Raw genomic sequence first — 8,985 nt, 5'->3', positions numbered from 1 at the left:
TTTAAGCTGAGACTCGATCGATCGAATCGTCGCTTGCCAATCGTAACTTTCGAGCAGGGCTAAATTTTCGACAGCCACCGCACAAGCCAATGGATTCGCCATAAAAGTCGGGCCGTGCATAAATACTCCTGCTTCACCTGCGGCAAAACTGGCACTAATTTCCCGCGTCGTCAGCGTCGCAGCCAGAGACATAAAGCCCCCAGACAGAGCCTTCCCCACGCATAAAATATCTGGACAGATTCCCGCATGTTCGCTGGCAAACATTTTGCCCGTGCGACCAAAACCAGTAGCAATCTCATCTAAAATCAGCAAGACATCGTACCGTTCGCATAATGCCTTAGCTTGACGCACGTATTCTGGATGATAAAAGCGCATCCCCCCAGCATTTTGCACCACTGGCTCAAAAATCGCCGCTGCAATGCGATCGTGATGAGCTGCTAGCAAGGCTGCAAAACTCTCAATATCCCGCTCTTGCCAATTATCATCGAAGGTAATCTGTGGTGCCTCGGCGAAATATTGCTGAGTCACCAGATTGCGAAACAGATGGTGCATTCCATTCACCGGATCGCAAACTGACATGGCGGCAAAGGTATCCCCATGATAGCCATTTCGCAGAGTGAGAAAACCTTGCTTCTGGGGCAAGCAACGATTGTACCAATATTGCACCGCCATCTTCATCGCAACCTCAACCGCAACCGAGCCAGAATCACAGAAAAATACCTGCTGGAGTGCTGCGGGTGTAAGATCGATTAACTTCCGAGTCAAATCCACGGCTGGCTGGTGAGTCAAACCGCCAAACATGATATGCGACATCCGATCGATCTGAGCGTGAGCGGCTTGGTTTAAGCGAGGATGGTTATAGCCATGAATACAAGTCCACCACGACGAGATCCCGTCGATTAGCGATCGACCATCCATTAACTGAATATATACGCCTTGTGCGGATGCTACGGGAAATACTGGTTGCAGATTCGGCATAGCTGCATACGGATGCCAAACATGCAAGCGATCGAAATCGAGGAGTTGCTGTAAAGATTGCATAGAGAAGTGTGCAGGCTGGTACTAACGCAAGTTGCTAGTGTGGGGAGTGTGGGGGGTGTGGGGAGTGTGAATTAGTGAGTTGCCCAGATCTACCCACCCCGTCGCTGCGCGCCACCCCTGTCTTGAAAAGGTGCTTTACTTGGGGAAACAAGCGACGTTTGTGGGGGAAGCTTCCCCCACAAAGCTCGCGCCCCAAGAACGCACTTTTCGCTCCAAGGAGGGGATTTTAATAGTTTCAGCTAAAACCTAAAACCTAAAACCTAAAGCCTAAAACCCAAAACCTATCTTACTACCCATTTCCAGAGTGGATGAGAACTACCTTGCTTGCGAATTTGACAAACTTTAGCGATTAATTGCTGGCGTTCTTTGTTTGGTAAGCCCCAAATTAAGTTTCGACTTTGCCAGCATAAAGTACCCGTCATCATGCCCACGCATAGGCACAAGCCAAACGCCGGAAGCGGCTGAAATACGAGTCCGTATTTGACTGCTGCCCAGGTAAAATATTCTTGAACCAGACTAATCGGGTAACGTAATTCCCACAGGCTATAAGTACCGACAGTCAGCCATAATAAGCCAATTACGCTCCATCGCCAATAGACAGTCAGACGATAGAGATTATCGATTTGGTTTTTAAAAACTGGGTCGAGTTCGACTTCGGGATCTAATTCAGATCCCGAATCTTGAGATGGATTCGCTCTAGACATATGTTATCAATTTTTCACCGTTCTAACTCGATCGGCTCGACAATTTTAAAATTGCGCCGCCACTAAGCTAGCAAAAGATCCCTAAACTCTAAATTGATTTTCAGGTAACAACAGTTAAGATTCAGAACTAACTGTTGTTGGTTTGGGGGTATCTGGATGATTTGCGCGCCACCAACCAAAGAGAGTACTAGCGATGAAGATGCTCGAATACGCTCCAGCCGTAAAGCCGACAATTAAGCACAGGGCAAAATTCTTGAGCGTTTCGCCACCGAATAAGTAGATCGAGAATAAGGTGAGCAGAACTGTCAGAGTGGTATTGATCGATCGAGACATCGTTTGGTTGACGGCATCGTCTACAATTTTATCGATCGGTTGGTCGGGATTGATGCTAATAACTTCGCGAATTCGATCGTAAATTACCACAGTATCGTTAACAGAAAAACCGATAATTGTCAAGATTGCCACGACAAATAAACTGTCGATTTCGATACCTCTCACTAAACCTAAAATTGAAAAAATTCCGGTGGTAATAAATACATCGTGGAACAGGGCAACAAAGGCAAAGAAAGCATAGTCAAATCTAAATCGGAAAGTTAGATACAACAAAATTAATCCAAACGACAAGAAGATCGCAATCAGACCATTTTGAAATAGTTCTTCTCCGAGTGTCGCCCCAACTTTTAAAACATTGCGGCGGTCGGGGTCGAGCTTGCCAATTTTACTATTAAGAGCGGCTTCTAACTTATCGATCGCATCTGTTTCGAGGTATTTAGTGGCGATCGATAATCCGGTAAAATCTTTACCAGCTAATTGAATGATCGCATCGGAAATTCCTTGGTTTTTGACTAATTCACGAACCGCAACGATATCGATCGGTTTACAATTATTAACAACCTTGCAATCTAGTCCATACTCTAGTTTTGAGCCACCTGTAAAGTCTAATCCTCTCAGTAAAGGCGATCCAATTTTGGGATTCGTCCACGACAAAATCATCGAGGTAATTCCTGCTAAGATGACCACACTGGATAATAACCACCACCATTTACGTTGTTTGGTAACACTGAATTTTTTCATAGGGAATAGGGGATGGGAGTACGGAGTAAGGAGTAAGGAGTAAGAAGTAAAGAGTAAGAAGTAAAGAGTAAGAAGTAAAGAGTAAGAAGTAAGAAGTGTGGGGCGTGTTCGTATTTCCTTTTCGCTATTCACTACCCACTATTCACTTTGACAACTAAGAACTACTAATTTACTTAGTTGCTAAATTAGGTATATTTGGTGCAAATAGTTGAGTTTTTTTACGTAAGATGGGAAAACCCAATACTAATAACAGCAATAGCGTGCGAGTACAGGTGAGCGAGGTAAATAAACTTAGTGCCACCCCGACGGCGAGTGTAACAGCGTATCCTTTCACCAATCCCGAACCGAGGAAAAATAACGCACCGCAGGAAATTAAGGTCGTCACATGACTGTCTAAAATACTATCAAAAGCCCTGTGGAAGCCAGCCTCGACGGATTTATACAGCGTTTTGCCGTCACGCAATTCTTCGCGAGTGCGCTCGAAGATCAACACGTTGGCATCTACCGCCATCCCGATACTCAGAATAAATCCGGCAATCCCAGGAAGGGTCAAAGTTACATCTAAAATATTAAAAGCGGCTAACGATAATAGTGAGTAGATAACCAGTGCAATATCGGCAACGATTCCAGGTAATCGGTAATAGACACCCATGAAAACCGCAACTAAGGCCAATCCGCCCAACCCAGCGTAGATACTGCTCTGAATGCTGTCGCGCCCCAACGTTGCACCGACAGTCCGGTTCTCGACGATTTTGACGGGCACTGGGAGCGAACCGCCGCGTAGTTGAACTGCTAAATCGGTAGCTTTTTCTGTTGTAAAGTTACCTGTAATTACTGCTTTACCGCCAGTAATCCCTGTGGCTGCAAAATCAGCTTTGACTGTTGGAGTACTGATGGGATCTCGATCGAGAAATACGCCGATCGAGCGACCCGTTCCTGCTAAATTTTTAGTAAGGTTGGCAAAAGCATCGCCACCAGCACCATCAAATTCGAGCGCGACTTCCCAGCCGCCAGATCCGACTGGCTGAGGGCTGGCATATTTGAGGCGTTTACCACCGATAGCAACTGGGCCGAATAATTTACCGATCTCAGCCTGTTGTTTCTCGATGATGGCTTGATTTTCGGCGATTGCGGCTTTATCTGTAGATTTAGCTTTTTTAAAGGCTTCTTGCTTTTGTTTGGCTGCTTCTAGTACGGTTAACTCTGCACCTAATTGTCCTTCCGTTCCAGCTTTTTGTTCGCGGAATTCTAGCTGTGCGGTTCCACCTAATACTCTTTCTGCTTGCTGAGGATCGTTGACACCAGGTAACTGAACTAAAATTTTATTACCACTAGCAGATTGAATTAAAGCTTCGGCTACGCCCAAACCATTAATCCGATTTTCGATAACTTTTTTAACGGCTTCCAAATCGGATTGGGTAATTACTGGATGCTCTTTAGTTGCTTCAATCTGAATAGTCAGTTGCGAACCGCCTTGTAAATCTAATCCCAAGCGCATTGGCTTGTTGACTAGCAGGGTAATCGCAGCGATGACTAGGACTATAATTAAGCCTAAAATAACTCGCTGTTTTTGCATAATAAGTTTAAATTAGTTATTTCCAATAATCGGGGGGGACGGTTAACTTTTGCGAACTTTGGCTTTATTTAGGCTTAATTGTCCGATTTTCGATAACTTCGACAGGAACTGGTAACGAACCACTACGAAGTTGAATCGCTAGATCGTTGGCAGTTTCAGTAGTAAAATTACCTGTAATTACGGCTTTGCCGCCAGTAATTCCGGTAGCTGCGAACGTAGCACTGACCGTGGGGGTACTAATGGGGTCATTATCGATGAAGACACCGATCGAGCGACCAGTTCCTGCTAAGTTTTTAGTGAGATTGGCAAAAGCTTCACTACCAACATCATCAAATTCGATCGCAATTTCCCAGCCGCCAGCACCTACAGGTTGTGGGGCAGCATCTCTAAGATTCCCACCAGAAAGTGCAGCTTTACTAAATAGTTTACCAATCTCAGTATATTGCTGCTCGATCGTGGCTTGATTTTCCAAAATGGCTTGTTTGTCTGGAGCTTGAGACTGTTTGAGGATGGTTCGCTGCTCTTTGGCGGCATTCAGTACCGCCAGCTCTGCACCCAGTTGTCCGTCTGTTCCAACTTTTTGTTCGCGAAATTCGAGTCGAGCGGTACCACCTAGAATTCGCTGCGCCTGTCGAGCATCCTTAACACCTGGTAGTTGGACTAAAATGCGATTGTTATCGATCGATTTAACGTCAGCACCCCTCACGCCTAAGCTATTAACCCGCCCTTCAATTACCCTCCGAACCTGAGTTCGATCTGCCTCAGAGATTTGCGGATGCTGCTTAGTAGGCTTGAGCTGCATCGTCAGTTCCACTCCACCTTGACGATCTAGACTAGACCCATCCAGATTACAACTTGTAGATGCGATCGCAATTAGTGGCAGGATAATAAGGTAAGGAATAACAAGCTGTGTTCGCACGGTAAATTTAGAAATTTAATTATCTTTAAATTTAGTTGGGAGTTAGGAGTGGCATCATGCGATCGCAATCTTCCGCTCCCATCCCAAATTGGTGCTACAGTTTGCCATCAACCATTTTTTCGATCGCTTCAGCAATCTGGGGCGGCTGAATAATCGTTAGGTATTCTAACTTTCCATTATAAGGAGTCGGAATATCTTGTGACGACATCCGCAAGACAGGTGCGTCTAACTCATCAAAGAAATGGTCGCTAATCGAGGCGACTAGTTCAGCACCAATCCCGCCAGTCCGCATACATTCTTCGACGATAATGACTTTATGCGTCTTTTTAATCGATGCCCCAATTGTCTCCAAATCTAGAGGTTTGAGCGAAATTAGATCGATAATTTCCGGATCGTAATCTTTCCCGGCTGCTTCTAAGAGTTTCACGGCTTGGGTGCAGTGGTGGCGCATTCGCGAGTAAGTCAGCACCGTCACATCTTCACCAGGGCGCACAATTTCGGCTTTATCGAGGGGGAGTAAATACTCTTCATCGGGTAGATCTTCTTTGAGGTTGTAGAGTAACACATGCTCGAAGAATAACACCGGATTTTCGTCTCTAATTGCGGCTTTGAGCAATCCCTTCGCATTGCGAGGAGTCGAACAAGCCACAATTTTCAAACCAGGAACGGCTTGGAAGTAGGCTTCCAGACGTTGGGAATGTTCCGCACCCAATTGCCTGCCCACACCACCAGGGCCGCGAATGACCAAGGGAATTGTAAAATTACCACCAGAGGTGTAGCGCAACATTCCTGCATTATTAGAAATCTGGTTGAAGGCTAAGAGCAAAAAGCCCATGTTCATCCCTTCAATAATCGGGCGCAACCCTGTCATAGCAGAACCGATCGCCATTCCCACAAAACTATTTTCGGCGATCGGCGTATCGAGAATCCGCATTTCTCCATATTTCTTATAGAGATCTTTGGTGACTTTGTACGAACCGCCGTAGTGTCCGACATCTTCACCCATCACATATACCGCTGAATCCCGCGCCATCTCTTCATCGATCGCAGCTCGGAGGGCATTAAAAAATAGAGTTTCTGCCATGCTAGGTTTACAACACTTAAATTTCTCAGATCTCACTCTAACAGAATCCGGATCGCTGGGGTGAGATCGTTAACCTGTAGGGGCAGGTTTATGCGATTAATCCAAACCTGAAATCAACCTCCGTACAAACCTGCCCAACCCCACCAGAAGGTTAACTGTGGGTGAGGGCGGGTTTGTCCGAATGTTATCGTCACAGCGGAGATTTTTAGCATAAACCCGCCCCTACATCTTTGATTCAAAACGAGCATTGAGTCAGGTTTTAAAATCCAAAATGGCATGACAACAACTGTATGCTAGGGAAAACCGGACGAATTTAGCCCTAATTCCGATCGAGGACTGTCCTGATTTGGGGATAGCGGTAGTGTATATTCAAACAAAGATGAAGATTAGACCAGTTAAAGTGCATTACCTGGGGTTGCTATATCGACCAATATCTAAATCAAATTGAGAGTGAGTGCCAAACGTGGAAGATCGATTGCCGTTATTAATCCAAAAACAACTCGATGCAATAATTCGGCGACATCCGCCCCTATTTCCGTGGGAAACGAAACTGGAAGAGTATGAGACAAACGAGGATGAATCTGGGCACCCTAAACCTAGTATCCCAACTCCGTCGCCCGAACCTAATAGCGATAGCTAGTAGCTAGTGGGTGGAGTCCACTATCGTTCACCTTGCTATTATGCCCACATTTGCCCGACAACAACCAAATTCGCTGCTGGCGAAAATTCAGCACCAGATGGCAAAGATGCCCAAAGCTGCACCAGAGGACTCGTTGCTGTTACGGGTGCTGGTACAGTCGATGGTAGTAGTGGGAATTATTGCCACCGATGTCGCTGCTGAGACTCAGATGAGTTTATGGGCGATTCCCTTGAGTATTGCTGGATCTGCTTGGAGCTGGTACCATCGTCGCGGTCATAATATTGGGGCTAAATTTGGTTTAGCATTGGCGATGTTAGGGGCGTTGGGTTATTTTGTCGCCAATCTGGTGGGGAGTCTCAACGATACGCGGCTGGTACTGGCCGAATTATTGGTGCAAATGCAGGTAATTCACACCTTCGATCTACCGCGCCGTAAGGATTTGGGCTACTCGATGACGATCGGTTTAATTTTAATTAGCGTCGCAGGTACTCTGAGTCAGACATTGACATTTGCACCGCTACTACTATTATTTTTGACGATCGCAATTCCGGTATTATTTCTCGACTATCGATCGCGTCTCGATCTTAGCCCGTTGACGATCTCGAATCCGAATCAGATTGCCAAGATTGGGTTACCTTGGCGAAAGTTGGCGCAATTATTGGGCGTAGTCTTGGGCATTGGGTTGGTGAGTTTTGCGCTGATGCCGCGTTTTCCAGGCTATCAGGGTTCGCTCCCCGTCAGCGCGCCGATTAAATACGAACAAAAGAAGTTTGATGTGAGGGGTATTAATAATCCTGGCTATCAGCGTAAGGGGAAAGGGGGCAACGGCACGGGAGATTTGCAAATCGATGGCAAAGGGGGCGATGGTAGAGGCGACGGTAAGCTCGACGATACTTTTTACTATGGTTTTAACTCGCAGATCGACCAAAATTTGCGGGGGGTCATGAAGCCCAAATTAGTCATGCGGGTGCGTTCTCAAGCTCCAGGCTTTTGGCGCGCTCTGGCATTCGATCGGTATACTGGCAAAGGCTGGGAAATTTCTCGCAACGATAAAACCCGCAAAGTGCGTCGCCCAGAATGGGAATATAAATTTACGCTCGGTTATCCACCCCAAAATATTAAAACCAAGCAAATCATTCAAAGTTATACCGCTTTAGAAGATTTACCCAATATCATTCCAGGGATGTCGGCGATTGGCGAGCTATATTTTCCCACCTCAGAAATTGCGATGGATTTAGAAGGCACGATCCGATCTCCGATCGGTTTACAGCCCGGATTGACTTATACTGTCGTATCGCACGTACCATATCGCGATCGCGAATTACTCGATGCAGCCAGTACCCAATATCCTCAAGATATCATCGACCATTATCTGCAAATTCCCGACTCGATCGCCCCTAAACTCCAAAAGTATACCCAAGAGCTAGTCGATCGATCTTCCCAACAGCAAGTCGGCAAAAATAGCCCCGCCTTAACATCCACCTACGCTAAATCCCTCTACCTCGCCCAATATCTCAAACAACATTATCGCCTCCCCGCCGACCCAATGGCACTCGATCGGATTCCAGAGGGCGAAGATTTAGCCAACTGGTTCCTGTTCCGGTGCGAGGGCAAATCGACTAGTTGCCAAACTGGGGGCTATGCCGACCATTTTGTCACCACCTACACAATGATGTTACGATCGATCGGGATTCCCGCCCGATTAGTCGTCGGCTTCGATCCTGGTACATTCAATCCCTTCACCGGATTTTACGAGGTTTCCAATACCGACGCACACGCCCTCACAGAGGTCTATTTCCCCAATTATGGATGGTTTGCCTTCGATCCGATTCCAGGGCACCCCTTGACCCCGCCAGGTGCCGATGAAGACCAAACTTTTGGCGCACTCCAACAAATTTGGAACTGGGTAGCGAGTTGGCTACCATCGCCAGTCACTGCTTGGTTAGC

At 46.4% G+C, this 8,985-nt stretch carries 7 protein-coding genes; 1 reads left to right on the top strand and 6 read right to left on the bottom strand.

What is annotated here, in order from left to right; all coding sequences use genetic code 11:
- From bioA to Q0R35_RS03630, 6 genes are all read right to left on the bottom strand, one after another.
- Positions 1-1,041: adenosylmethionine--8-amino-7-oxononanoate transaminase (bioA, locus tag Q0R35_RS03655; protein ID WP_295614575.1), on the bottom strand; the 1,041-nt coding region annotated here is incomplete at its 3' end.
- A 281-nt stretch (positions 1,042-1,322) separates the two neighbouring features.
- Positions 1,323-1,745, bottom strand: coding sequence for a hypothetical protein (locus tag Q0R35_RS03650; RefSeq protein WP_295614574.1), 423 nt, complete (start codon positions 1,743-1,745; stop codon positions 1,323-1,325).
- Between the two features lie 114 nt (positions 1,746-1,859).
- Positions 1,860-2,819, bottom strand: coding sequence for a protein translocase subunit SecF (secF, locus tag Q0R35_RS03645; protein WP_295614572.1), 960 nt, complete (start codon positions 2,817-2,819; stop codon positions 1,860-1,862).
- Between the two features lie 169 nt (positions 2,820-2,988).
- Positions 2,989-4,395: a protein translocase subunit SecD gene (gene secD, locus Q0R35_RS03640; RefSeq protein ID WP_295614570.1), complete on the bottom strand. Its 1,407-nt coding sequence runs from the start codon at positions 4,393-4,395 to the stop codon at positions 2,989-2,991.
- Positions 4,396-4,459: 64 nt separating this feature from the next.
- Positions 4,460-5,314: a hypothetical protein gene (locus Q0R35_RS03635; RefSeq protein WP_295614568.1), complete on the bottom strand. Its 855-nt coding sequence runs from the start codon at positions 5,312-5,314 to the stop codon at positions 4,460-4,462.
- Between the two features lie 94 nt (positions 5,315-5,408).
- Entirely contained in the window at positions 5,409-6,398 is a 990-nt protein-coding gene (locus Q0R35_RS03630; RefSeq protein WP_295614566.1) for an alpha-ketoacid dehydrogenase subunit beta, read from the bottom strand.
- Positions 6,399-7,078: 680 nt separating this feature from the next.
- Here Q0R35_RS03630 and Q0R35_RS03625 point away from each other — a divergent pair.
- Positions 7,079-8,985, top strand: a 1,907-nt coding sequence (locus tag Q0R35_RS03625; RefSeq protein WP_295614564.1) for a transglutaminaseTgpA domain-containing protein, incomplete at its 3' end; no start/stop codon positions are given.

This window comes from Chamaesiphon sp. GL140_3_metabinner_50 (assembly GCF_025361915.1).
In the GTDB taxonomy this organism is placed as follows: Bacteria; Cyanobacteriota; Cyanobacteriia; order Cyanobacteriales; family Chamaesiphonaceae; genus Chamaesiphon.
This window is presented reverse-complemented; position numbering and strand designations above follow the sequence as displayed.